Below are 23,999 nucleotides of genomic sequence, written 5' to 3'. Positions count from 1 at the left end.
TGAGGGGCTCTGTGCGCCATGGGGGAACGTCAGGTGCCGAAGCGCACCAGCCATTCCGTGTGCGCCGGGGACATCAGGCGCTCCGCCTCCTCCACCGCCTCGGCCCAGCCCGCCTCGGTCACCGTCGTGCCCATGGCGATCCGGGCGGTCTCCAGATCCTGTTCGATGAGGGAGTGCGCCTGCGTCAGCGGGCCGTGCCGTCGTACCTCCTGCCAGGCGACACCGGCCGCGGCGGCCGCGCTGAGGAGCCCCGCGAGGTCGGCGCCGCCGAGCAGGCCGACGGTCCGCAGCAGGGCGGCCGCGAGGGCGAACAGGGTCAGTCCCGCGGTGACGGAGGACCAGCGGGCGGCGGCGCGGTGCGCGCGGACGGACCGGTTCTTGTACCAGACGGCCTGCTCCAGGAGCCGGTCGCGCAGATAGAGGTCCCGGCGGGCCGCGTAGGACTTGGCCCGTTCGGCGCGCATCCGCGGTGTGATCTGCCCTCCGCCCCGTTCCCCGGGGTCGCTGCGGGAGTCCTCCCAGCCGCATTTGCGCAGCTCGCGCAGGCGTTCCTCGACACGCTCCGCGAAGACCGCGTCCGGGTCGGCGACATGGGAGTGGAAGGGCCCGCCGTGCACCATGTACTGCCAGGCCAGCGACTTCAGCAGCTCGGCGGCCGCCCGGTGCGCCTGCCAGTGGGCGCGGGAGCGGCGGCGCGAGGTGCTCAGGCCGAGGGCGATCGTCAGCCCGTACAGCACGGCGGCGAGCAGCGTCATGACGTGCCCCGACGCCTGTTCGGTCAGGACGGCGGCCGTGGTGGCCAGCAGAAGCAGCAGCAGATGCGTCCGCACCGCCCGGAACGAGTCACTCTGATGGCGCAACGCCCACTGGTCGCTCACCCGGAACAGCGGCGGCAGGTCCTGTTCGCCCATCGTGGTGCCCGGTATTGGAGTGATAGCGGCCCCCATGACGCCCCCCGAATTCACCGCGCGCCCCCGAAGGCTTGCGCGCGCCCCCGAACAAACGGCCTAAGAGAACAGTGAGTGGGTAAGGCAGGCTCGCGCACAAGAGGTTCGCCGGGCATTCCTGGTATAGGGTCCGCACCATCGGAACAAGACTGGGTTCCGCGGACCCGAACCGGAGCGACGACACATCATGCCCAACGCGACGCAGTCCCCCACCTCCGCGCCGGCCGTCCGGCACACTCCCCTGGAGGACATCGACCCGGACGCGGCCTCCGCGGCGCGCGCCATGCGTCGCGTGACCGACGTTCCCGACCGCCGCGCAAACCGGTTGGTCACCTTCAACTCGGCTGCCTGAGCCGGGGCGACGCCCGCGGGAACAGCACCCGGACGTGGGTACGCCGGCAGCCGTGCGCGCCGTACGTACCCACGTCAATGCGTCAACATCTCTCGCAGTAATACGGTTTAGGACGCCCCGGGGGCGGGAAGTCTGCCAGACTCGCTCCAGTGACGAGCCAGTCGCCCGACAACCCACCCCTGAGACAGCTGGTCCTCAAGATCCACAGTAGGTGTGATCTGCTCTGTGACCACTGTTACGTCTACCAGCACGCCGACCAGAGCTGGCAGTCACGCCCGACCTTCATCCGCCCGGACACCGTGCGTTCCGTCGCCGTCCGGCTGGCCGAGTACGTCGGCTCCCGAACCCTTGACTCCGTCTCGGTGATCCTGCACGGCGGCGAGCCACTGCTGGTCGGCCCGGCCCGGCTGCGGGACATCTGCGCGGAACTGACCCGCACCCTCTCCCCGCTGACCGCGCTCGACCTGCGCATGCACACCAACGCGGTCACCCTGAACCGGCGGCACCTCGACGTCTGCCGCGAGTTCGGGGTCCGGGTCAGCGTCTCGCTCGACGGCGACCGTGCGGCCAACGACCGGCACCGGCTCGACCGCAGGGGCCGCAGCAGTCACGACCGCGTGGTCCGCGGCATCCGGCTGCTCCAGGAGCCCGAGTACCGCCACCTGTTCAGCGGAGTGCTGTGCACGGTGGACGTCCTGAACGACCCCGTCGCCGTGCACGACGCCCTCACCGAACTGGCCCCGCCGCGGATCGACTACCTGCTTCCGCACTCCACCTGGGACAGTCCGCCGCCCAACCCGGCCCAGGCCGCCACGCCGTACGCCGACTGGCTGCTCGCGGTCTTCGACCGCTGGGAGGAGCAGGGCCGCCCGATGCCGGTGCGGACCTTCGAGTCGGTGCTCAGCACGCTGCACGGCGGGCCGCCCCTGACCGAGGCGCTCGGGCTGGCACCCAGCGACCTGGCCGTGATCGAGACGGACGGCGCCTTCGAGCAGGCCGACTGGCTCAAGACCGCCTACGCGGGCGCTCCCGAGACGGGGTACGACGTCTTCCGGCACGGTTTCGCGGAGTTCGCCGCGCACCCCGGCGTCCAGGCCCGGCAGACGGGCGTCGACGGGCTCAGTGACACCTGCCGCCGGTGCCCGGTGGTGCGGTCCTGCGGCGGCGGCCTGTACGGGCACCGCTACAGCTCGGGGAACGGCTTCGACAACCCGAGTGTCTTCTGCGCCGATCTGCGCTCCCTGGTCGAGGGCATCGCCGACCGGGCGACCGACCGCTCCTTCTCGCCCGCGGTGCTGGGCTCCGACCAACTCTCCTGGGCCCAGCTGGAGTTGGCCCGGGTGCTGCTGCGCCGGGCGCAGCAGCGACTGGCGGCCGAACCGGACTGGGCCGACGCCTGGCGGCTGCTGCTGGCCCTGGACGCCGACCCCGGCACCGCCGGGCACCTGGACGAGGTGCTGGTGCACCCCTATGTGCGCACCGGCCTCCAGCGCTCCCTGCACGGCCCCGTCGACACGGCCCGGTTCATGGCACTGGCCGCCGCGGCGGCCCTGCGGGCAGGGGCAGCGGCCACGCTGTCCTGGGACCAGCCCGACACCTGGCTGCACCTGCCCACCCGGGGCAGCTACCGCCTGGACGCCCCCGGCCGCATCGAGGTCACCGTGGCCCCGGACGCCTTCCGGGTGCGCGGTGAGCACGAGGCCGAGGGGAGCTGGGTACGCCTCGACGAGGTCCCCGTCTCCACGCGCTGGCGTCCGGTCGACCGGCTACCGGTCCGGGACGGCCCGCTGGTCGACGACGCCGACCCCTACCGCGACTGCTATCCCGTCCCGGCCGCCCCGCCGCTGGAGTGCGGCGAGTTCGCCGAACGGATGGCCCGGGCCTACGAGTTGCTGGCGAAGGACGCACCGGCCCGGCACACCGACCCGGACGCGTTCCGGCCCACCGTCCTCACCCCGCTGGAGGCGGGCAGCGGTCTGGTGCTGGGCACCCACGGGTTCGGGGCGCTGGGCGTGGCGGTGGACGTGACACCGGAGGAGTTCGCCCGGGAACTCCCGCGCATCGGCCGCCGGGCCCGCCTCACCGCCCTGCGCGAGACGGCCGACCTGCACCCGCCGGGCAGCCCCGCGGGCGCCCTGCTGGACCGGGCGGACGAAGAGCTGGGCCGCCGGGCGCACGAGGAGGCGGCACGCGCACTCACCGCGCTCACCCTGCTTCCGGAGTCCGAACTGACGCCCACCGGTGCGGTGCTGGCGGTCCGCATGTGGTCGCAGTGGGCGGACGTCCACGAGGCACCGGGCCCGCGGAACACCTGCGAGGCGCCATGACCGGGGAACGCCTGCGGGACACCATGGCCGGGGAACGCCTGCGGAACGCCACGGACAAAGGGCCGCGGTCGGCCGAACTCGGCGACGTGTTGGGCTCGTTGGGCATCCGGCGGGGCGGGGTGCTGATGGTGCACGCCTCGCTGAGCGGCACCGGCCTCGCCCCGGAGCCGGTCCGGGACGCGTTGCTGAACGCGCTCGGCCCCGAGGGCACCCTGATCGTGCCCACGTTCACGCCCGAGAACTCCGACACCTCCCGGGCCTATCGGGAGGCCGTCGCGGACATGGGCGAGGCGGAGGCGGCCGAGTACCGCAGGACGATGCCGCCGTTCGACCCGGACGCCACCGGATGCCCGACGATGGGGGCGCTCGCCGAGTGCGTGTGGTCGACGCACGGGGCGGTGCGCAGCTCGCATCCGCAGACCTCCCTCGCCGGACTCGGGCCGCGGGCGGGGAAGTTGCTGCGCCGGCACCCGCTGCGCAGCCACCTGGGCCGGCTCTCCCCGATGGCGGGGCTGTACGCCGCCGACGCCCAGATCCTGCTGCTGCGGGTCGGGTTCGAGGTGTGCAGCGCGTTCCACTACGCCGAGTACCTGATGCGGCCGAGGCCGCCCCGGCGCACGTACCGGTGCGTGGTGGGCGCCAAGGGGAACTGGGTCGAGTACCGGGATCTCTCCCTGGACGACAGCGACTTCGGGAAGATCGGCGCACAGCTGCCGCCCCGCATGCTCGCCGAGGCCGCATGGGCCTCGCGGACGGTCGTGCTCTGTGCCATGCGGGACGTGGTGGGCCACGCCAAGGGCCAGATGTCTGGATATCGCCGGGCTTTGGCCTGAAAACAGTGAACCGGATACGGCATCCGTCGGGCACATTGTTGAGTCCGACGGAGGCACGCGCCGGCGACGGGGGCGGTCCAGCGGCCTGCCGGCGGGCAGGGGGACGTGCGGACATGGGGGAACGGGTGCAGGACTGGGTTCCGGACAACCGGCCCTATTTCTTCCTGTCGTACGCCCACACCCCGCGGTGGGGTCCGGACAGCGGGGACCCCGACCACTGGGTGCGGGTGCTGTTCAACGACCTGTGCAGCCACATCATGGCGCTGACCGACCTGCCCGGGGGTTCGCCGGCCGGTTTCATGGACCGGGAGATGCGTTCCGGGGTGGGCTGGCCCGAGAAGCTGAGCGAGAACCTCGCCGCCTGCCGGGTGTTCGTGCCGCTGTTCTCGCCGCGCTACTTCTCCAGCGAGATGTGCGGCCGCGAGTGGTACGCGTTCCACGAGCGGATGCTGAACGCCAGGACCACCGGGACGGCCACCGCCTCGGCCATCGTGCCCGCCCTGTGGACGCACGTCGACATGCATGAACTCCCGGACTCCGTACGGCACATCCACGTCGAGGACGCCTCGTCGGGCGGGCGGTACCTCAACAACGGGATCTACGGTCTGATCAAGCTCAGCCGGCTGCGCGACGAGTACGACGAGACCGTGTTCGGCCTCGCCGAGCGCATCGTGCAGGCGGCCCGCGAGGCCCGGCTGCCGCCCGGCCGCCCCCGGGACTACGAGAGCACCCCGAGCGCCTTCAAACCGCGCGGGACCAGCCCCCGGCACATCCGGCTGACCGTGGCCGCCCCCACCGAGGACTCCGTCCCGGAGCACCGCGACGCCCGCCCGTACGGCGACGACGCACGGGACTGGAACCCGTACCACACCGAGTCGACGCGCGCGCTGTCCACGCACGCCGAGGAGCTGATCCGCTCGCTGGACTACCGGGTGACCGTCGCCGCCTTCGACGACGAGAACCCCGCCGAGGAACCGCACGGATCCGGGGAGCGGCAGCCCGGCATCCTGCTCGTGGACCAGTGGGCGCTGAGCGACGAGGAACGCCGGAGCAGGCTGAAGACGTTCGACGCGTACGCCCGCCCGTGGGTGAGCGCGATCGTGCCGCGCTGCCGGGCGGACCTGCAGAACCACGGGCAGGAGGGGCGGCGGCTCGCCGAGGAGCTGGAGCGGGTGATGCCGACCATCCTGGAGCGGGCCCGGCGCGGCGACACCCGGACCGCCGTCAACGGCGTACCCACGCTCAAGTCCTTCACCAGGGTGCTGCCCGAGGTCGTGGCGTACACGACCCGGCAGTTCCTGAAGAACGCGGAGGTCCGACTGCCGCCGGGCCCGCACATCCCCAGACCCCGTCTGGCGGACCCGTATCCGCCGTCCGACCCGGACGCGGGAGACGACCCCGGAGGAGAGGCATGACGGCCGCAAGGGACGGACGCATCATCACCTTCTACTCGTACAAGGGCGGCACCGGACGGACGATGGCGCTGGCCAACACGGCATGGATCCTCGCCGCCAACGGCAAACGGGTCCTCGCCGTCGACTGGGACCTGGAAGCCCCTGGGCTGGATCGTTTCTTCCATCCGTTCCTGGACCCGAACGTGCTCGCCTCCACCGCGGGCATCTTCAACATCCTCCAGGACTACGCCTGGGCCGCGACGGACGGCATCAGCCGCACCGGGCTCTGGCACCTGGAGTTCGCGGACGTGGAACAGCACGCCGTCTCGCTCTCCCCCGAACGGCACGGGCTCGCCTTCGAGAAGGGCGGCTCGCTCGACTTCCTCTCCGCGGGCCGCCAGTTCCGCGCCTACTCGGGCACGGCGTCGTCCCTGGAGTGGGACAACTTCTACGACCGCCTCAACGGCGGCATGTTCCTGGAGGCGCTGCGCGACAGCATGAAACGGTCGTACGACTACGTCCTGATCGACTCGCGAACCGGGCTGTCGGACACCGCGGACATCTGCACCCTCCAGATGCCCGACCTCCTCGTGGACTGCTTCACCCTCAGCGACCAGTCCATCGACGGGGCCGCCGAGGTCGCGCACAGCGTCGCCGACGAGCACCGCAAGCGGCGGATCCGGGTGCTGCCCGTGCCGATGCGCGTCGACGACGGCGAGAAGGACAAGGTCGAGGCGGGCCGCGCCGTGGCCCGCCTGAAGTTCGCCGGACTGCCGAAGGGGCCGGGCGGTGAGCTGCTGAGCGCCGACGACGTCACCGCCTACTGGGGCAGCGTCGAAATACCGTACAAGCCGTACTACGCGTACGAGGAGACCCTCGCCGTCGTCGGGGACAAGAAGGGCGACCCCAAGTCGCTGCTGTCCGCCTTCGAACGGCTCACCGCGGCCGTGTCCGACAACCAGGTCGTCGCGCTGCCGCAGATCCCGGAACCGGTGCGGCTGCGCAGCCGGGACGCGTTCATCCGACGGCGGCCGCAGGCCACCGGGGCGCGGGTCTCGATCGTGTACGCGGCGGAGAACCGGATGTGGGCCGACTGGATCGAGTCGCTGCTGAAGCGGGCGGGCTGCACCGTCACCCTGCACGACCTGGCCGCCGGACCACCCGAGCGGACCGTCCCGGGCGCACGCACCCTGGTGGTGGTGTCCAGGGCGCTGCGCGACTCCCGGCCCGTCGAGAGCGTCCTCGGCCAGGCGGCCGGCGACGACGGGCAGCCGGGGAGCCTGGTGCCGGTGCAGGTCGAGGAGGTCGGGCTGCCGGAGTCGTACCTGGATCCGGCCGGCCTCGTCGACCTGCACGGACTCGACGAGGCGGGCTGCGAGGGCGCGCTGCTCGGCGCGCTCGAACTGCCCGGGCACCCGCCGAAGGGCGGTCCTGCGGCGCCCCGGTTCCCCGGCCATGTGCCGGACCACTGGAGCGTGCCGCAGCGCAACAGCACCTTCACCGGCCGGGGTTACATCCTCGAGAAGGTACGGGAGCAGCTGCGCAGCGGCATGACCGCGGTGCTGCCCCAGCACCAGGCGCTGTTCGGGATGGGCGGGGTCGGCAAGACGCAGATCGCCCTGGAGTACGTGCACCGTTTCAGCGCCGACTACGACCTGGTGTGGTGGGTGTCGGCCGAGAACATCGACAACGTGGTGGCCTCGCTCGCCGAACTCGGTTCCCGCATCGGTGCGCCCGGCGGCGAGGACATGGCGCTGGCCAGCAAGGAAACCGTGCGCATGCTCTCCCGGGGCAATCCCACCAAGCGGTGGATCCTGGTCTTCGACAACGCCGACGTTCCGGAGGACCTCGCCGACTACATGCCCGCCACCGGAGGCGGGCACATCCTGGTCACCTCACGGAACCAGGCGTGGTCGGACAAGGGGGAGACGCTGCCGGTCGACGTCTTCCAGCGGCAGGAGAGCGTCGAGCACCTGTCCCGGCGCGCTCCGGGACTGACCCCGGCGGAGGCCGACCAGGTCGCGGTGGCCGTGGGCGACCTGCCGCTCGCGGTGGAGCAGGCCGGCGCCTGGCTGGCCGCGACCGCGATGCCGACGGCCGAGTACCTGCGCCGCCTCGCCGAGGAGACCACCGCGGTGATGGGCCTCAACCAGCCGGCCGACTACCCCGAGACGGTGGCCGCCACCTGGAACATCTCCATCGAGCGGCTGAAGGAACGTTCGCCCGCCTCGGTACGGCTGCTGCAGCTGTGCGCGTTCCTCGCTCCCGAGCCGATCTCCGCCAAGCTGCTCTACGAGAACGACGAGATGCTCAAGGCCCTCCACCGCTTCGACAGCACCCTCAAGGAGAGCCTGCTGATCGGCAAGCTGGTGCGGGAGATCGCCCAGCTCGCGCTCGCCAAGGTCGACCAGATCTCCGGCTCGATCCAGGTGCACCGCCTCGTCCAGGCGGTGATCCGCTCCCGGATGTCGACGGCGGAGCAGCGGCAGGCCCGGCACATCGTGCACCAGATCCTCAGGGAGGCCCGCCCCAAGGGGGACGAGCCCACCGACAACCGGGAGAACTGGCCGCAGTTCGACATCATCTGGCCGCATCTCTCCGCCTCCGACATCCGCAACTGCACCGAGGCGGAACCGCGCCGGCTGCTCATCGACCGCGTCCGCTACCTGTGGAAGCGCGGCGAGTTCCCGCGCGCGCAGCGGCTCGCCGAGGAGCTCCTCGTCCACTGGAAGGAGCCCATCGGCGAGGAGGACGAGCAGTACCTGTACGTGCGCTGCCAGCTCGCCAACGTACTGCGCTCCCAAGGGCTGTACGTCGAGGCACGGGAGATGGACGACGACGTGCTCGGGCGGCAGCGCCGGCTGCTCGGCAGCCGGCACCCGCACACGTTCATCACCACCTCCAGCCTCTCCAGCGACCTCGCGGCGCTGGGCGAGTACACCAAGGCGGTGGAGCTGGCGCGGGAGGCGCACAACGGCTTCAGCGACATCTTCAACGAGGCCCATCCGCGCACCCTGAACGCGGCCAACAACCTCGCCCTGGCGCTGCGCATGGTCGGCAGGTACACCGACGCCCGGCAGATCGACGAACTCACCCTCGCCCGCCGCACCCAGGTCCACGGCGTCGATCACATCTACACCCTGTCGTCCGCGGAGAACCTCGGCCGCGACCTGCGCGAGGTCGGGCGGTACACCGAGTCCGTGACCGTGCTGTCCCGGGCGTACGACCAGCACAAGCGCGTGCTCGGCAAGGACTTCCCGGGCACGCTGCGGTGCGCCAAGTCGCTCGCGGTGTCCCTGCGCAGGGCGGGCGAGCTGGAGGACGCCCGGCGGCTGACCTCCGCGACCCTGGACCAGTACCGGGCGCAGTACACGGCCTCCACCCCGGACTTCCTCGCCTGCGAGCTGAACCGCGCGGCGGACCTGTTCGCGGCCGAGGACCGGGAGGGCGCGCGCGACGTCGCCCAGAAGGTGCTCGCCGAGTACGTGAAGAAGCCGGGCGAGGCCCACCCCTACACCCAGGCCGCGATGAACAACCTCGGTGTCTTCCACTGGGGCTGCGGCGACAAGGAGCAGGCCGAGGAGGTGTTCCTGAAGGTACTGGACCGCATGACCGACGTACTGGGCGCCCATCACCCGCACACCCAGTTCTGCTCCGCCAACTACGCGATCGTGCTCGCCGAGACCGGCCGGCCGGAGGAGGCCTGGGAGCGGGAGCAGCGCAGCGCCGAGGCGCTGCGCGCCGACCTCGGCGCCCAGCATCCCGAAGCCCTCGCCGTCGTCAGCAACAGCGCCCTCACCCTGACCGCCCTCGGCCGCCTGGACGAGGCCCGGGCGGTGCGCGAGGAAGCGGTCAGGAGGCTGAAGGGGCTGCGCCTGCAGCTCGGCGAGAACAACGGCATCACCCGCTTCGCGCTGGAGGAACGCCGGGTCTACCGGGACCTGGAGCCGCTCGCCGTGTGAGCACACGCGGCCGGCGGACGCGGCAGGCGAACTCCGTCGGCCCGGGTGCCGTCGGCCGGGCGGGTCAGCCCCTCGGCGTACCCGCCAGCAGCCAGTCCAGTACGTCGGGCAGGGCGCGCAGCGAAGCGAAGTGCGCCGCCTTCGGCTCCAGCACGGCCTTGGCCCGTGGAATGCGCGCGGCCAGCCAGGAGAAGTGGGAGGCGGGCGAGAACACGTCCTTGGCGCCGTGCCACAGCAGCACCGGTACCCCGATGTGCGCCGGATCGAAGCCCCACGGGCTGGTCAGCGCGAACGCGTCGTCGATCCAGCCGTACGGCGAGGTGCGCAGCGCCTCGTGATAGGTGCGCAGCAGCATCGACCGGATGCTGGTGTCGGAGACGATCAGCCGGTCCTCCTCGGTCAGGTCCGCGCGCAGGTCCTCCAGCATCCGTGCCGGGTTGCTGCGGATGACCGCCGAGCGCGGGATGATCCGGGCCGCGTACCGCTCCGGGTCGGTGAAGGCGGTGTGGAACTCCAGGACGTTGAACGGTGCCATCCCGGCGAACCAGTCGAGCCCTTCGGCGTCCCGCGGGGCGAGCCCCACCAGGGCGGCCGCCCGGGTCACCCGGCCCGGCAGCAGCGCCGCGCAGGCGAGGGCGTGCGGTCCGCCGCCGGAGCGGCCGGCCACCGCGAAGCGGTCCAGCCCGAGCGCGTCCGCCACGGCCGCCACGTCCTCGACGACGTCCACGACCCGGCGCCCCGGCCGGCGGTCCGAGCCCCCGTACCCCGGCCGGTCGAAGCTGATGAGCCGGGCGCCGTGCTGGTACAGGAACATCGGCCGGGGCCGCGGCCCCACCCGGCTGCCGGGCATGCCGTGCAGCAGGAACACCGGCCGCCCCCGGGGGTCCCCCGACACCTCCACCCGCAGCCGCCGCCCACCCGTCGTCCGCACCACATCAGGCACCGCCGTGTCCCCCTCCCGCGGCCATGGCCGGGACCACGTTGCCCGACAATTGCCCGCAGGACCAGGCCACGAAACGAACGTGCAGGTCAACCATCCTGTGCCGGGGGCGATTCGAGGTCCGCGGGCGGCTCGGCCATGGCTGCCGCGCGAGCGCACACGGCATAGGCGTTCGCTCCCACCCGGGCGTAGGCGTCGGCGGCTCGGGCCCAGTTCGCGCGGGCGGCTTCCGCATCGCCCTGAGCCGCCACGCTCAGGGCGAGGTTCCGCAGGGTGTGAGCGGCGAGCAGCGAGTCGCCGCACCCGCTGTACAGTTCCAGGGCCGCCGACAGCGCCTGCGCCTGCTCCTCCCGTCGTCCCAGACGGGACAGGGCAGTCCCGAGATTGGTCCACGCCCAGGCCTCACGGTACCGGTCGCCGACGACCTGCTGGAACAGGTCACGAGCGCGGGTGTGGGCCTCCAGGGAGCCCTGGAGCCGACCGTTCTCGTAGAGCGTGGTGCCGAGGTTGTTCCAGGCGTAGGCCGCGGCGAACATGTCGTCCGCGGTCTCGAACAGGTAGACGGCGTGGCCATGAGCGCCCATCGCCCGATCGACCAGCCTCGCGTGCCCCCACAGGCTTCCCAGGGCGTTCCACGCCCAGGCCTCGGCCTTCGAGTCGCCGCGGGTCCGGCACTCCTTGATCTCCCGGACACGCGCTTCGATCGCGGCCTCCGTCGTTCCTTCGTGATAGGTGAAGCCCTGCTCGTCCTGCCCGGGGCCCTCGGTGACGGCGTCTTCCCGGACCAGGCTCCGGGCCACGTGCCTGAAGTAGCCCCGCCAGTCCAGATAGAGCCACAGGTCCCCCGCAAGTCCGCGGGCCAGTACCGCGCACCCCTCCCGGCCTGTCCACCCGACAGCCGCCAGTAGGTTGGCCTGCTCGGTCACCAGCCACCCGAGTGCCCGGTCCCGGCTCTCGAACACACCGGGCAGCGGCTGCGGGCCGACCCAGTGCAGATGCCGGGCGGCGACGGCCGCCCGGTCCGCGTAGAACCGCAGGACCCGTGCCCGTGCCCCCTGTTCCTCCGCCGTCCCGGCGGCGCCGGCCGCGTACTCCCGCACGAGATCGTGCAGCCTCCACCGGCCCGGCACTCCCGTGCGCTCGACCAGATGGGTACGCAGGAGCCCTCTCAGTTCAGCCGTCGGCGGGTCCCCGTCGACGAGCGCCGCGATCGCCTCCTCGGCACCCTCCGCCGTGGGCGCGAGGGCCAGCAGTCGCAGGACCCGTGCCTGGTCTGCGGGAAGCCGCTGGTACGACAGGTCGAAACACGCCCCTACGCTCTGGTCACCGTCCTCGAGGACGCGCAGGCGGGGTGAGCCGACGAGTTCCGCCACGAGGCCGGCGACCGGCACCCCGGGGTCGCCGGCGAGCAGCCCGGCGCTGATCCGCAGGGCGAGCGGCAGATGCCCGCACAGCCGCGCCAGCTCCGCGGCGGCCGCGGGGTCGTGGTCGACACGGTCGTCCGCGGAGTCGGCGATCCGCAGTGCGCGGTCCAGCAGATCCGTCGCCCCGGCTGTGCTCAGTTCGGCCAACGGCAGTAGACGGGCGTCCAGTTGGGACAGCCGGGAGCGGGAGGTGACCAGCACCCGGTGGCCGGGGTGCCCGGGCAGCAGCGGCCGGACCTGTTCGGCGACAAAGGCGTTGTCGGCGACGATCAGCACGGTACCGACGGACCGGACGCGTTCCGCGAGGACGGTGCGGAAGAGGGCGCTGCGGTCGTCGAGCGTCTTCGGCACCTGCTCCGCGCGTACACCGAGCGCGTGCAGCAGGGACTCCAGGGCGAGATCGGCCGAGCCCGGGGTCTCGTCGTATCCGTGCAGATCGATGAAGAACGTCCCGCCCGGGAACCAGCCCCGCTCATGGGCCGTGTGCCCGGCGACCACCGCCAGCGCCGTCTTCCCGACGCCGCCCAGCCCGGACACGACGACGACCGGGGTGGGGTTCCCCGACTCGCGACCGGGATCCAACTCCGCCAGCAGTCGTTCCAGTTCCGCCTCCCGGCCGGTGAATCCGGAGGCCTTGGGCGGCAGGGACTCGTGGGCGGTGGGCGGTGCTGCCGGCCGGACGTTGACCTGCGTGCCGACCACGTCACCGAGGAAGAGACCGTCGAAGCTGAGGCTGTCGCCTGCGTACAGGGCGGCACCGCTGCCGGGCGTGTGCCGGTCCATGGCCCGTGCGACGCGCGCGACGGCTTCCGGGTCGCCGGTCAGTGCCCGCCGTACTGCGGCCGCCCAGTCGGCGAACGGTCCGCGCAGTGCCGGGTCCTCGGAGGCGCGTGCAGCTCTCGCCGCCAACAGGTCCAGGTCTCCGTCACCACCGGTCAGTTCGGCCAGTCGCCGTAACGCGTCCAGCCCGGCCGAGCCGCCGGCGCCGTCACGCAGCGCACCGAGCAGCCCACGCAATTCGTCCATGTGCCCGCCCGCACCGCGTCTCCACCCGGACGGTCCAGCATAACGACCGCACGTCTTCCGGGCACGCCCTCGGAAACCCGGAGCGGGCCCCGAACATGACCGGCATGACGGTGATTTGGCTATAGAGTCGGGACCATGTCAGCAACTGAGCCCATTGCGGCATTCCTGACTGCCCTTCCCCTCGAATACGCCGCCGTGAAGGCGCTGTTCACCGACATCGAGGAAGTGGTCCATCCGGACGGGACGTACGCCGACCTCGGACGCGTCACCGGAATCCCCTGGCGGATCGCCCTGGTGCGGACGGGCGTGGGTGTCCTGAACGCCGCCACGGTCACCATGCGGGTGACCGACTGGTTGCGTCCGCAGGCCGCGTTCTTCGTCGGCGTCGCCGGAGGGCTGCACGACGACCTCGAGATCGGCGACGTGGTGGTGGCCACCAAGGTGTACGGGATCCACGGCGGCAAGCTGAAGGACGGGCGCTTCGACGTCCGCCCCGCCGCCTGGCCGGTTCCCTACCGGCTCGACCAGGCCGCCCACAAGGCGCTGGAGGACAGGGCCGAGTTCAAGCCGGTCGCCGTCGGTGACGTGGTGCTCGCCGACGACGACGCCGAGCTCCGGGAATTCCTGCGCGCCCACTACAACGACGCCGTCGCCATCGAAATGGAGGGCACGGGGTTCGCCCACGCGGCACACGTCAGTGAGAAGCTGAACGCGATGATCATTCGCGGGATCAGCGACAAGGCGGGCGCCGACAAGGGGCGGACCGACAAGGAGGGCTCGCAGAGACGCGCCGCCGCGAACGCCGCCCGCGCCGCCGTCGCTGTCCTCGGCAAGCTGCTCCCCGTACCGGAGCGGGGCACGACCGAACCGTCGCCCGCGCAGACGACCGTGCACAATCTCGGCGTCTACCGCGGGGAACACACCGAGTTCAAGGGCACGTTCAACGCCCCGGTGATCGGCAAGGTCGTCAACCACGGCAACCCGGAACACGGACAGCGGTAGCGCGCCGGTGTCTCCGGCGGAGCCGGCCGTCGTCCGGCAGGTCCCGGACGAAGTACTCCGTGCACGCCCCTAGTACGGCAGGATGCGCCCGGAAGGCGTCCTGCGGTCGATCTCCTGACCGCGGGGAGCGGGCCGACGAACAACGCGTACGCGGATCCGACCGTCCATGACGCCCTCCTTGTGCCGAGCTCTGCCCCGTCCTGCTGTCCGGTAGGAGGGCTCTGCCCCGCGGTCAACAGGTCCAAGCCTCCTGCGAGGATCGAAGTTGACCGCACTTCTCCGCGCGTCCGGCCGGCCGGACGCCGTTCGGAAACCCCTGGCGGTGCCGGGCCCGCCGTGTGACGCGCACGTAATGCGACGTCATCTCGCCGTAACGAGCGGGGGGTTGGCGGGGGCCGTCCCATCACGCACTCCGCGTTCCGGTGGCGGCGTCCCCGACGCGGCCACGGCGCCCTGCGAAACCACGGTCCCGTAACACGTGAATCACAGGAGGTGCCCGTAGGTTCCGGTGCCCATGGCAGACACCTTCTGCACGTCTCACGGAAGGACATCCCTCCGGTCATGAGCAAACACAGGAACCGCCGGGCCGCGCGCATCGTGGCCTTCGGAGCCGCCGGTGCCCTGACGGTCGCCGCGGGCGTCACCGCGGTGGCGTCGGCGAGCCAGCCGGCCACGGCGACCGCGACCACCTGCTCCTTCACCCGGTCCGACACCTCGGCGAGCACCGGGGACAACCCCCGGCACGTGGTGACCGGTGACCTCGACGGCGACGGGAACGCCGACGTGGTCGCCGCGGACAACTCCGCCGACTCGGTGTCCGTGCTGCTGGGCAACGGCGACGGCACGTTCGGCGCGGCCACCGACTACGCCGTGGGCGACGCCCCGTACCAGACCGTCATCGCCGACTTCGACGCCGACGGCAACCCGGACCTCGCCACCGCGGACTTCGACGGCGGCACGGTGAGCGTGCTGCTGGGCACCGGGGACGGCGCCTTCGGGACGGCCACGCAGTACACGGTCGGCTCGGGTGCTCGCGCGCTGGTCGCCGGTGACGTCGACGGGGACGGCGACCTGGACGTCGCGGTGGCCGAGGAGTCCGCCGGGCGCGTCAACCTGCTGCTGGGCGACGGTGAAGGTGCGTTCACCGTCTCCTCGCAGACGGTGACCGTGACCCGGCCGCACGGACTGGTCCTCACCGACTTCGACGGCGACGGCAACCTGGACGTCGCCACCGCCAGCGTCGCCACCGCCGGGGGCGTGAGCGTGGCCCTCGGCAACGGCGACGGGACCTTCGGCGACGTCACCGCGTACAGCAGCGTGCAGCGGCTCTACTCGCTCACCGGGGGCGACTTCGACGGGGACGGCACCACCGACCTGGCCGCCGTCAGCAACGGCTCCGACACCCTGGAGATCTACGCCGGGAACGGCGACGGCACCTTCCAGGACCCCGTCGACCACACCACCTCCGCCCTGCCGGTCGCCGTCAACGCGGCCGACGTCAACGGCGACGACATCCCCGACGTCCTGGTGTCCTCCCTCAACGGCAGCTCGGTCGAGGTCTACGCCGGCACCGCGGGCGGCTCGCTGAGCGAGCTGACCGAGCTGTCGGCGGACGGCGCCTACGAGGCGGCCGCCGCCGACGTGACGTCCGACGGCACCACGGACCTGCTGGTCGCGAGCAGCAGCGACGACGCGGTGGACGTCTTCACCGGCTCGTGCGAGTGACCGGTCAGCCCACGCCGACGGCGATCGCACCGCTGTAGTCCCCGCCCGGCTCGATGGCGGTCGGCTCCCCGTCGACCGTCATCGTGACCGTGCTCCCGGCGGGCGCGGTCACGGAGGAGTCCGCCGAGAGGGTCAGGCGGCTGAGGTACGACGTCCCGGTGACCGTCCACCGCGAGCCGCCGGTGAGCGTGACGAGCACCCCGTTGTTGACGACCGGTTGCGCGGTGTTGGTGACATGGCCGAGCTGCGCGTACTCGGCGGAGGTGATGGTGGCGACGGCGTGCCGGGACTCGGAGGCCGACAGGACGCCCGTGACACTCGACGCGTCGAAGGTCAGCACCATGTTCCGGCCGGTGCGCATCGCGTTGTAGAAGTCGCCGGTGAGGGCGATGTCGGTGAAGGCGGCCGAGGTGTCGGTGTCGTGCGCCGCGGTGACGTCCCAGGTGTCGTCCTTCACCGGGTCGTCGGTGGGCTCGGTGTAGACGCCGTCGTTGGACCCGGGGTTGTCGGTCTCCATCACCTGGAGGACGACGCCGTTGCCGGGGTCGAGCGCGGCGCCTTCCGAGCCGTCCACGGTGATGGTGGCCCGGACCGCCTTGTCGAGGAAGGTGGTCGCGGCGGTGGTGACGACGGTCCCGCCGGTGATGTGCAGGGTCCCGGCCCCGTGCCACATCACTCCGAACTCCCCGGAGTCGACGGTGGTGCTGCGCACCGGTAACGCGGCCAGCTCCTCTTCGGTCAGGCCCAGTTCGAGGTCGGTGTTGAGCTGGGCCACGTCCTCGCGGGTGCTGTCGCCGTAGTACAGCGTGCTGTTGGAGGCACCGATGATGGTGGCGTACGTGCCGACGTCGAGGGTGCAGCCGAGGATCCGCTCCGTCACGTCGCCGTCGGCGAAGGAGCCGTAGCCCTCGTCGCCGAGGTTGCGGATGGTGCAGTTGACGGCGGTGGCCCGGGCGTTGCTGACGGAGTCGGTGGAGAAGGCACCCCAGGTCTCGGAGGCGATGGTGGAGTTGATGTACGTGGCCCTGGTGCCGGTGCCGATGAGGGTGGTGGTCCGGACGTTGCCGGAGATGCCGAGCCGCCAGGGCACGACGAGCATGTCGGCACCGCCGGCGGGCACGTAGTCGGAGGGCAGGACGCCGTTCAGGCACTGGATGGACGAGTTCTTGACGACGACGTCGGCCCCGCCCTCGGCGACGAGACCGCTGCGCTCCACGCCCTTGTTCGAGACGGTGACCCCGTCGACGACCAGCCGGGTGCCCGACCCGGTCGCGACGATCGCGGCCCCGTCGCCGACGAAGTCGCACCGCCCGTTGCCGGTGAGGCCGATCGTGGTGTCCGTGATCGAGTACGTGCCGCCCGCGACGTAGAAGCCGTCGAAGGCCTCGCCGGTGGAGGTGACGCGCACGCCCTGCGCCGCCGAGCCGGTCACCGTGCCGCCCACCAGCGCCGGGGTGACGGACCTGGCGGCGACGACACCGTCCGCGTCGGCGTACAGGGCCTGGCGGAGGGGGAAGGTGACGCCGGCGAAGGTGGCCGGGTTCTGCTCGGCGACCGTGAGCACGAGGTCGCCGGTGTACGACCCCGGGGCGATCGTCGTGTCCGTGGCGAGCGTGGCGGTCAGCACGGAGCCGGTCTCCACGCCGTCCACGGTCAGGGTGAGGCCGTAGCCGTCGGGCGCGGCGAGGGTGCCGCCCTCGGCGAGGGCCAGGGAGCCGAGGGCGGTCGTCGTCGCGACCACGTACGTCTCCCCGGCCCCCACGCTGAGCGTGTCCCCCGCATCCGCCGCGTCCGCCGCGTCCGCCGCGTCCGCCGCTCGGGCGGTACCGGTGAGCGCCACCTGCCCGACCCCCGCGGTCGCCAGCGCCACCAGGGCCCGCACCCGGTCCCTCATCGACGGCTCGTACGCACTGCTGCCTGCTGTCATGAACGACTCCTCCGCGGTCACGGACATGCCGGTGGACGGTTCCGGATCGCGGTGCAGTCTGCCCCAACCGCCGTTCTACTGTCGACAGTTGAGCGATATTCTCAGGAACTGCCGTCGAAAGTAGGCTCAGTGTCGACACTCTGGATGCGATGGACGCGCTGGGTGTGCGGTTGCCGACCCGGCTGCCGGGTCCTCAGGCGGCCAGGCCGGCCGCGAGCCAGAGCGCGACGTCGCGCGGGTCGGCGGCCGTGCCGGTCATGCGGAGTTCGCGGTGCACCGCGCGGGGCAGTTCGGGGCGGTGCAGCAGCGGGCGGGCGGCGAGGGCGAGGACGAGGCCGGTCCACGCGTCGGCATCCTCGGGGTCGCCTGCCAGCAGGCGGGCGTAGGCGTCGGCGGCGTCGGGGGCCCCGGCGACCAGGGCGCGGTCGGCGGCGGACGGTACGGGCCAGTCGCCGGCGGACAGCGCGTGCCGGTCGCCGGCGTCCGGTACGGCGAGGCGCTGCCGGACCAGTCCGAAGCGGGCGTGGGACCAGGGCGCGGCGAGGTCGGGGACGACGGTGGACGGGGCGACCCGCGCGTCCGCCGCGGCACCGGCGGCGAAGGCCCGGGCCAGGGCGCGGACGTCGTCCGGGGCGGGGGCCAGATGCCGGATCCGCCAGCCGGTGCGGTGGTCGGTGGCCACGAACTCGGCGAGGGCGGCGGTGTCCGGCCGGACCCGGCCGTCCGACCGCCAGGCCGGCAGCCGTGCGGCCATGCCGCGCAGGAACCGGCGGCCGTGCGCGGTCAGCCCCGGGTCGGCGCGCAGGGCGTGGATCGCCTCCTGGGTCTGCCGCCGGCGCAGGGCGAACTCGAACTCCGCCAGCGGCCGCCCGGCAGGCGGCGCGTGGTCCAGGTACCTGCTCCAGAAGTCGGTGATGCCGAGGAAGGCGTAGGCGCCCTGGAGCAGGCCGCTCAGCGGGCGCGGGTCGTTGCGCCAGGGGGCGTAGTGCCGTTCGGTCCCGCCGTCCCGCTCCAGGGTCAGCAGATGGAGCAGCGCGCCCAGTTTGGTGTGCTGGAACTCGTGGACCAGGGTGACCGCGAAGCTGACCGGATCGGGGGGCAGCGAGGTGAGCAGGCCGCCGAAGGCGTCGCCGGAGGAGGCGCTGAGGATCATCCAGGCCGGCGCCCCCCGCACCTCCGCGATGGTGCGCAGGCCCTCGGCCATGGCGGCGGCCGTGCCCGGGTCGCTGCCCGCCAGCAGGTCCATGGCGCGGCCGAACCGCTCCCGCCAGCAAGCCAGTTCGTCCTTGCCGAGGCGCTGCGGGGGCAGCGGTTCGCTCAGGTCCCGGTAGGGGTCGATGTCGTCCAGCCAGACGGACACCGCCCGGCCGGCCACGTCGGCCCGCAGGGCGCGCAGCCCCTGCCATCCGGGGGCGTCACCGTCGGGGGGCCCGGGCGGCTCGGGCGGGCCCACGCCGGTGCCGTACGGGTCGACCTGCAGCCGCCCCGCCTCCACCACCACCTCCGCCGTCCCCCACCGCGGCCGGTCCGGGAGGCGGGCCAGCCCGAGGCCCGGGAACATCGCGGTACCGTCCCGCAGCGGCACGGTGGTGCGCAGCGGGAGCCCGGCGCGCAGCGCGGCGACCGCGCACACCGCGTGCAGGTGACCGAGGTCGGTCCAGAGCGGCCCGTCGCCCCAGGCCCGGTGCCTGAGCCGGCGCAGGCTGTGTCCCAGCCAGATGCCGATCTGCGGGTGCAGCAGCAACTTCCCGAAGTCCTCCGGGGCGCGCTGCTGAGCCGCCGTCAGGGTGTCCCACGCGGTGTCCACGGGCGGCAGCGGGCCCAGCGCGCCGGAGGTCGCGGCGATGGTGTCGAGCAGGGCCCGCAGCAGCAGAAGCCGCCTGCTGTACTCGGTGGTCCACAGGAAACGAACCGCCTCCGGACCGCCCCGGCCCGCCGCCAGATCGTCGAAGTACGCCGAGGGAATCACGTGGTGATCGGCATGGGCGGATGCGGAGCCTCCGTCGGCCTGCACGTGTCTCCTTCCGTAGGGACCGTCAGTCAGCCCGTCCAGGTGCTCCGTCCCCGAAGTTGATCCGCAGCCGTTCGACCTGGCGCAGCAACCGGTCCAGTGCACGCGCGTAGACGTCCGGATGTCGCGACCGAAGCTCGACAAGCGCGGTGTCGCTGAGATCGGGCAGTTCGGATCGCACGAAGTCCGCGGACGTGTTCATGCGCCATCCCCCTGAGTACGTCCTCCCGTTGGTTTCATGATGACGCATGGGCCAGGTAGCGGGAAGGCCGTGATCAGGCCGGTCACCCCGCTGACCCGGGCGGCAGCCGGCGGGCTGCCCAGTCCGTCAGCTCGCCCTGGGCCAGCGAGCCCGGGTCGAGCACCCCGAGCGCCGCCACGAGGGCGGCCAGGCCGCCCGGGTGCAGACGGCAGGTGCGCACGATGCTGATGATGTCCGCCCGGGCCGCGCCCAGCCGGGGGATGGCACCGGCCAGGTCGACCGGCAGCATGCCGATGACGAGCTGCCGCTGGTCACGGTCGGCCAGGGCGGGCCAGCCGGCCAGCAGTGCGATCAGCTCCGACAGGGCCGCGTCGGGCACCGGTTCCTCCCGGCGCCGGGTGGCGGGGAAGTCGTAGTGGCGTACGTCGCCGGCCCCGGACCGGTACCAGAGCGAGGTGGGCCGCTGGCCCCCGTCGGTGAACCGTCCGATCACCGTGTTCGCCAGTGCGCCCATGTCCGGTGGCCAGTTCTCGTCGTCCGAGGACTCCAGCGCGGCCAGCACCGCCCGGGAGAACGCCCCGGTGCGCCGCACGGGGTCGTTGGCCGCCCGCTGCCCCGGCCCCGAGGCCAGCAGCACGAACTGCTCCCGGCCCGGCAACCGGTCGCCGCGGGACGGGAGTTCCCCGGGCAGCGACCGTGCGAAGCCCAGGTCCTCGACGAAGGTCTGGCAGGAGTCCACCAGCCAGATCTGGCGCCGGAAACCGGGCAGCGCGTCGGTGGTGAGGGTGGTCAGCCAGGCGTCCAGGTCGAGGTTGCGTTTGTCCTCGGCCGTGGCGTCGGCGTAGAAGAGCCTGCGGTGTCCCTGCGGGTCGGTGACGCCGTGTCCGCCCCAGACGACGAACAGCAGGTCGCCCTCCAGCGCGGGCAGCCGGCGCGTCAGCACCTCCTGCACGGCCTCCCGCCCGGCGGGACCCGCGGTCACGTCCGTCCCGGGTCCGCCCGTGCCGGGCAGGGCGTCCAGCAGCAGGGAGATGTGGGCCGCGGGCACGCCGCGGCCGCGCAGCCAGGCGGTGAAGCGGCGGGCGTCGGCGGCCGGGCCCGGCAGGTCCCAGGACGGGCCGACGGCATAGCGTTCCACGCCGACCACGACGGCGTGGGTCCGGTCCGGGCGCGCAGCGGTCACGGCAGCTCCCCGGCCAGGACGCGGTACAGCTCCGGGTTGCTCCAGTAGGCGCTGTGGGAGAGCGGGAAGGGCTGGCGGCTGTCGAGGGCGATGTCCGCGACCCGGCCGGGGAAGACACCGGCGCCGAGGTAGCTGAGCAGGTCCCGCCGGTCGTAGACGTTCAGCCAGCGCGGGACGTGGTCGGGCAGCGGGGTGCCGGGCTCCAGGCTGGGCAGGGCCCCCAGTTCGTACAGGAACGGGGCCTGCGAGCCGACCGTCACCAGCAGCGCGACCTGCGGCAGCGGCCGCAGCACCAGGAGGTCCAGCGCGGCGATGCCGCCGAGGCTGTGGGCGAGCAGGACGACCGGCGGCTCGGCGGCGAGCACCGCCTGCGCGACGGCCTCGCGGACCGGGCCGCCGCGGGCCAGGTAGAGCAGTACGTCCCCGGCGGCCGGATGGGCCGCGTCGGTGAGCGCCGAACGCCGTTTCACCGCCTGCGCGGAGGCCAGGCCGAGGGCCAGCCGCCCGGTCAGCCGCCTGATCCGCCGGGTGACCGGGCCGCGGTGGGTGCCGGGCTCGTCCCCGCTGCCGGAGGCCCCGGGGAGCAGGGCGGTGATCCGGGCGACCGCCTCGTCGCGGGCGGTGCCGTCGAGGGTCGCCGCCGGTCCCTGCCGTGCGGTCCGGCGCCGCACCGCCTCGGCCACGAAGGCCCGGGCCAGTTCGGCGGTTCCGGCGCCCTCGGCGGGGGCGCGGAGGAAGCGGCGGCAGTCGTCGGCGGTCAGTACGGCGGCCACGGCGGCGGCGAAGTCGTCCGCGATGCCCGCCGCGTCCAGCAGCGGGCGCAGCCGGTCGTCCGCGGTGAGCGCCGGGGCCGCCGCGGAGAGGGCCTCGCCCGGCGGCCGGGCGCCGGGTGCCAACTCGGTTCTCGCCGTGGTCTCCGCGGTGAGCAGGCGCAGTTCGAGCAGCGGGTCCAGATAGAGGAGTCCCCAGAATTCGACGTCCTCGTCGGCATCCCCCCGCAGCGCACCGGGGGCGCCCGCGTGCGGCACTTCACGCCCGGTCCCGTACCCCGGCACGGAAATACCGTTCGAATGCAGTACCGATCCGGCAGTTCCCCCCCAATAACAGGAAGACATACGGACTTCGGGCCGTAACGACCGCAATCCTTCCCGTACGACTTCCACGGTCGCGCTGAATCCCGGCTCGCGCACGCCGGTGCCGTGTACGAATAGGACCGTCGTCACGGTCGTCCCCCCCCCCGCCCCAGAACGGCATGTTTCAAGCGGACGCAACAATAGGTCAGTTGCCACTTCACCGGCTACACTGCGTGTGGACAACGCCACAGGGTGCGGCACTTGCCGAAGGGGGATGCCGGTGAGCATCGACTCCACTGTCACTCATGTCGTCGCAGCTCTCGCGCTGGTGATCGCGGCCTCCTCGGTCCTGGGAGCGGCCGCCCGCAGGTTACGCCAGCCTTCCGTCATCGGGCAGTTATTCGCCGGCATCGCGCTCGGCCCCAGTCTGCTGGGCCTGCTCCCCGGAGGGGTGTATCAAACCCTGTTCCCGGAGCAGATCAAGCCAATTCTCACTTCCCTGGCGCAAGTCGCGCTGGTGCTCTTCCTGTTCGCAGTCGGTTATGAACTCGACCTCGGCCAGCTGCGTAATCGCGGCGCGGTGACCGCCGTCTCGCTGAGCGGGTTCGCGATTCCCATGCTGGTCGGCGTCGGCATCGTTCTGCTGTATTCCGGAGGATTCCGCTCCGCGAACGGCGGTCATCCGATCGACGCGACATTCACCCTCTATATGGCGGTCGCCCTGTCCATCACGGCGGTTCCCGTGCTGGCGAGCATCATCCGGGACCAGGGACTGGCCGGCACCCGCCCCGCCACCATCGCGATGGCCGCCGCCGGTGTCATCGACGCGCTGAGCTGGCCGGTGCTGGCCGTCGCCCTGATCGGCGGCGAGGACGGCTCGCTGCGGGCGTGGACCGTCAAGGTGGCGCTGCTGGCGGCGTACGTGCTGGTGATGTTCGTCGTCGTGCGGCCGGCGCTGAAGTGGTGGATGCACCGGCCCGGCGCCCTGATGACCAATCACGTCCCCGTCGCCGCCGCGCTGGCGCTGGCCTCGGCCTGGGCCACCAGCGCGCTCGGGCTGCACGTGATCTTCGGTGCGCTGCTGGCCGGGATCATCATGCCCCGCCAGCCCGACGGGGCTCCCGACAGCCAGGTGCTGCGCCCGCTCCAGGAGACCGGCGGCCTGCTGCTGCCGGTGTTCTTCACGATCTCCGGGATGTCGGTCCAGCTCAACGGACTGCACGCCTCCGACCTGGTGCTCCTGCTGGTGATATGCGCCGCCGCGGTGGCGGGCAAGGTGACCGCCGGTGCCCTGGCGGCCCGGGGCGGTGCCCGGCTGCCCTGGCGGGACTCGCTGCTGATCGGTGTGCTGCTCAACACCCGGGGGCTCACCGAACTCATCGTGCTCAACGTGGGGTTGCAGGCCGGAGTGATCGGCCCCCGGCTCTACGCGCTGCTCGTCGTGATGGCGCTCTTCACCACGGCGGCCACCGGGCCGCTGATCGGCCCGCTGTACCGTCCGGCCGACGCGGCACCGGCCGGACACGTCGGCCCCGGCCCCGGCCCCGGCCCCGGCTCCGGCTCCGGCTCCGGCGAGGAACAGACGCCGGACTCCGGACAGGCCCCCGCCATGGACGCCGAGCCGACGCCACAGCCGTAGCGCCGCTGCCCTGGCACTGCTGCCGGGTCGAG

General features: G+C 72.5%; 16 protein-coding genes. 8 read left to right on the top strand and 8 right to left on the bottom strand.

What is annotated here, in order from left to right:
• Positions 1-29 precede the first annotated feature (29 nt).
• Positions 30-911: a DUF4231 domain-containing protein gene (locus ABZ887_RS43065; RefSeq protein WP_361303095.1), complete on the bottom strand. Its 882-nt coding sequence runs from the start codon at positions 909-911 to the stop codon at positions 30-32.
• 223 nt (positions 912-1,134) lie between these two features.
• Here ABZ887_RS43065 and fxsA point away from each other — a divergent pair, with 223 nt between their 5' ends.
• From fxsA to fxsT, 5 genes are all read left to right on the top strand, one after another.
• Complete coding sequence (fxsA, locus tag ABZ887_RS43060; RefSeq protein WP_361303092.1) at positions 1,135-1,299, top strand: FxSxx-COOH cyclophane-containing RiPP peptide; 165 nt, start codon at positions 1,135-1,137, stop codon at positions 1,297-1,299.
• Between the two features lie 149 nt (positions 1,300-1,448).
• Positions 1,449-3,626 (top strand): radical SAM/SPASM protein FxsB, inactivated metallohydrolase extension form, encoded by a 2,178-nt coding sequence (gene fxsB, locus ABZ887_RS43055; RefSeq protein ID WP_361303089.1) that lies wholly within the window; start codon positions 1,449-1,451, stop codon positions 3,624-3,626.
• Entirely contained in the window at positions 3,623-4,459 is an 837-nt protein-coding gene (locus tag ABZ887_RS43050; RefSeq protein WP_361303086.1) for an AAC(3) family N-acetyltransferase, read from the top strand. Before fxsB ends, ABZ887_RS43050 begins: the two co-directional genes overlap by 4 nt.
• A 113-nt stretch (positions 4,460-4,572) precedes the next feature.
• Positions 4,573-5,874: a TIR-like protein FxsC gene (locus tag ABZ887_RS43045; RefSeq protein ID WP_361303083.1), complete on the top strand. Its 1,302-nt coding sequence runs from the start codon at positions 4,573-4,575 to the stop codon at positions 5,872-5,874.
• Positions 5,871-9,815 (top strand): FxSxx-COOH system tetratricopeptide repeat protein, encoded by a 3,945-nt coding sequence (fxsT, locus tag ABZ887_RS43040; RefSeq protein ID WP_361303080.1) that lies wholly within the window; start codon positions 5,871-5,873, stop codon positions 9,813-9,815. Before ABZ887_RS43045 ends, fxsT begins: the two co-directional genes overlap by 4 nt.
• Before the next feature lie 64 nt (positions 9,816-9,879).
• On the opposite strand, the gene ABZ887_RS43035 is transcribed toward fxsT, so the two are convergent.
• Both ABZ887_RS43035 and ABZ887_RS43030 read right to left on the bottom strand, forming a co-directional pair.
• Positions 9,880-10,758 (bottom strand): alpha/beta hydrolase, encoded by an 879-nt coding sequence (locus tag ABZ887_RS43035; RefSeq protein ID WP_361303077.1) that lies wholly within the window; start codon positions 10,756-10,758, stop codon positions 9,880-9,882.
• Positions 10,759-10,844: 86 nt separating this feature from the next.
• Entirely contained in the window at positions 10,845-13,205 is a 2,361-nt protein-coding gene (locus ABZ887_RS43030; protein ID WP_361303074.1) for a tetratricopeptide repeat protein, read from the bottom strand.
• Between the two features lie 135 nt (positions 13,206-13,340).
• Between ABZ887_RS43030 and ABZ887_RS43025 the strand changes: the two genes are divergently transcribed.
• Complete coding sequence (locus tag ABZ887_RS43025) at positions 13,341-14,207, top strand: 5'-methylthioadenosine/S-adenosylhomocysteine nucleosidase (RefSeq protein WP_361303071.1); 867 nt, start codon at positions 13,341-13,343, stop codon at positions 14,205-14,207.
• A gap of 561 nt (positions 14,208-14,768) precedes the next feature.
• Positions 14,769-15,932 carry a VCBS repeat-containing protein gene (locus tag ABZ887_RS43020; RefSeq protein ID WP_361303068.1) on the top strand — a complete coding sequence of 388 codons (1,164 nt, stop codon included), beginning with the start codon at positions 14,769-14,771 and terminating at the stop codon, positions 15,930-15,932.
• Positions 15,933-15,936: 4 nt separating this feature from the next.
• Here the strand turns inward: ABZ887_RS43020 and ABZ887_RS43015 are convergent, their stop codons facing one another.
• From ABZ887_RS43015 to ABZ887_RS42995, 5 genes are all read right to left on the bottom strand, one after another.
• Positions 15,937-17,859 carry a hypothetical protein gene (locus ABZ887_RS43015; RefSeq protein ID WP_361303065.1) on the bottom strand — a complete coding sequence of 641 codons (1,923 nt, stop codon included), beginning with the start codon at positions 17,857-17,859 and terminating at the stop codon, positions 15,937-15,939.
• Between the two features lie 193 nt (positions 17,860-18,052).
• The gene (locus ABZ887_RS43010; protein WP_361303062.1) at positions 18,053-19,873 is read right to left on the bottom strand and encodes an HEXXH motif domain-containing protein; all 1,821 of its coding nucleotides are present in this window, start codon (positions 19,871-19,873) and stop codon (positions 18,053-18,055) included.
• Between the two features lie 22 nt (positions 19,874-19,895).
• Positions 19,896-20,072 carry a hypothetical protein gene (locus ABZ887_RS43005; protein ID WP_361303059.1) on the bottom strand — a complete coding sequence of 59 codons (177 nt, stop codon included), beginning with the start codon at positions 20,070-20,072 and terminating at the stop codon, positions 19,896-19,898.
• Between the two features lie 82 nt (positions 20,073-20,154).
• A complete protein-coding gene (locus ABZ887_RS43000; protein ID WP_361303056.1) occupies positions 20,155-21,255 on the bottom strand; it encodes a caspase family protein in 1,101 nt (366 codons plus the stop codon).
• Positions 21,252-22,310, bottom strand: coding sequence for a hypothetical protein (locus tag ABZ887_RS42995; protein WP_361303053.1), 1,059 nt, complete (start codon positions 22,308-22,310; stop codon positions 21,252-21,254). The genes ABZ887_RS43000 and ABZ887_RS42995 overlap by 4 nt, the downstream gene beginning before the upstream one ends.
• Positions 22,311-22,608: 298 nt before the next feature.
• Between ABZ887_RS42995 and ABZ887_RS42990 the strand changes: the two genes are divergently transcribed.
• Positions 22,609-23,967, top strand: coding sequence for a cation:proton antiporter (locus ABZ887_RS42990; protein ID WP_361303050.1), 1,359 nt, complete (start codon positions 22,609-22,611; stop codon positions 23,965-23,967).
• Positions 23,968-23,999: the final 32 nt, after the last annotated feature.

Origin of the sequence: Streptomyces sp. NPDC047061, assembly GCF_040643955.1 — a bacterium.
Lineage (GTDB): Bacteria > Actinomycetota > Actinomycetes > Streptomycetales > Streptomycetaceae > Streptomyces.
The sequence above is the reverse complement of the archived record's forward strand: the minus strand, read 5'-3'. Positions and strand labels throughout refer to the sequence as shown.

Excerpts from the sequence above, each read along its gene's own strand:
- ABZ887_RS43065 (WP_361303095.1), bottom strand. The coding sequence starts at position 911 with ATGGGCGAACAGGACCTGCCGCCGCTGTTCCGGGTGAGCGACCAGTGG.
- fxsA (WP_361303092.1), top strand. The coding sequence starts at position 1,135 with ATGCCCAACGCGACGCAGTCCCCCACCTCCGCGCCGGCCGTCCGGCAC.
- ABZ887_RS43050 (WP_361303086.1), top strand. The coding sequence starts at position 3,623 with ATGACCGGGGAACGCCTGCGGGACACCATGGCCGGGGAACGCCTGCGG.
- ABZ887_RS43045 (WP_361303083.1), top strand. The coding sequence starts at position 4,573 with ATGGGGGAACGGGTGCAGGACTGGGTTCCGGACAACCGGCCCTATTTC.
- fxsT (WP_361303080.1), top strand. The coding sequence starts at position 5,871 with ATGACGGCCGCAAGGGACGGACGCATCATCACCTTCTACTCGTACAAG.
- ABZ887_RS43030 (WP_361303074.1), bottom strand. The coding sequence starts at position 13,205 with ATGGACGAATTGCGTGGGCTGCTCGGTGCGCTGCGTGACGGCGCCGGC.
- ABZ887_RS43025 (WP_361303071.1), top strand. The coding sequence starts at position 13,341 with ATGTCAGCAACTGAGCCCATTGCGGCATTCCTGACTGCCCTTCCCCTC.
- ABZ887_RS43020 (WP_361303068.1), top strand. The coding sequence starts at position 14,769 with ATGAGCAAACACAGGAACCGCCGGGCCGCGCGCATCGTGGCCTTCGGA.
- ABZ887_RS43015 (WP_361303065.1), bottom strand. The coding sequence starts at position 17,859 with ATGACAGCAGGCAGCAGTGCGTACGAGCCGTCGATGAGGGACCGGGTG.
- ABZ887_RS43005 (WP_361303059.1), bottom strand. The coding sequence starts at position 20,072 with ATGAACACGTCCGCGGACTTCGTGCGATCCGAACTGCCCGATCTCAGC.